This is a genomic window from Pseudomonas sp. K5002 (assembly GCF_013386655.1).
GTDB lineage: Bacteria > Pseudomonadota > Gammaproteobacteria > Pseudomonadales > Pseudomonadaceae > Aquipseudomonas.
This window is the reverse complement of the sequence record NZ_JACARK010001479.1, coordinates 1-1,013: the sequence shown is the minus strand read 5'-3', so window position 1 is coordinate 1,013 and position 1,013 is coordinate 1. Positions and strand designations below refer to the sequence as shown.

The following is a 1,013-nucleotide window of genomic DNA, read 5'->3' as shown; positions in this document are numbered from 1 at the left end:
AACATCGCCGTGGAGATCGCGCCGATGGTCAACATCCCCGACTGCCCCGCCACCGCTTCTTCCACGGCGAGTTCCAGGCGCTCCAGCTGCTCGGCGAACTTGCGCACCGCCGGCAGGATCGCCGCGCCCACCGGAGTCAGCTTGGCCCCCCGTCGGGAGCGGTCGAACAGCTTGACCTTGAGCGCCTGCTCCAGCACCTGGATCTGCTCGCTCAGCGGTGGCTGGGACATGCCGAGGCGCTTGGCCGCACGGCCAAAGTTCTGCTCTTCAGCCACGGCCAGGAACAACCAGAGGTGACGAATCAGGCGAAAGTTGATCATGGTCTTATCCATAGGTTAAGCGTATGCAAGGCTTCTGTACTTCGTAATATACCTATCATAGGCACTGCCTGACACTGGCCGCCTCCGTCACCCGAGGCTTGCCCATGACCGCTGACCACTTGCTCGACCGCCTGGCCGCACTGGACACCAACACCGTGTCCGACGCCCTCGACTTCCTCGGCCTGCCCGGCGCCACCGTGGGCCTGCGCCCATTGTGGAACTGCCCGAAGATCATTGGCCGCGCCAGTACCGTACTGCTCGGCCCCAAATCTGACATCGCCCCCACCGTGCATTTGATCACGCCGGTGATCGAACAGGTCGCGACAGACGACCGGGTGCTGGTGATTGCCGGCGGTATCGAGGGCATTTCCTGCTGGGGCGACATCATCGCCAACGCGGCGTTGCGCAAACATATACGCGGTACGGTGATTGATGGTTTCAGCCGCGATATCGACGGCAGCGAAGCCATCGGCTATCCGGTGTACGGACGCGGCGTGACCATGATCAGCGCGCGCAACCGCGTGGTGCAGCTCGACGCCGGCGTGCCCCTCAGCGTCGCTGGCGTGTGCGTCAGCGAGGACGACTACGTGATTGCCGATACCTGCGGCACGGTGTTCGTGCCCCAGGCGGTGATCGAAAAGGTCCTGGACCTGGGCGAGCGCATTGCCCGCCGCCAGGACGGCATGGTGCAGG

The 1,013-nt window shown here is 64.2% G+C and carries 2 protein-coding genes; one reads left to right on the top strand and one right to left on the bottom strand.

Annotation, left to right across the window (positions count from 1 at the left end; all coding sequences use genetic code 11):
* Window positions 1-320 (bottom strand): LysR family transcriptional regulator (locus HX846_RS37325; RefSeq protein ID WP_178967480.1); only part of this gene is annotated, 320 nt, incomplete at its 3' end.
* 104 nt (window positions 321-424) lie between these two features.
* Here HX846_RS37325 and HX846_RS37320 point away from each other — a divergent pair.
* Window positions 425-1,013 (top strand): RraA family protein (locus tag HX846_RS37320; RefSeq protein WP_178967479.1); only part of this gene is annotated, 589 nt, incomplete at its 3' end.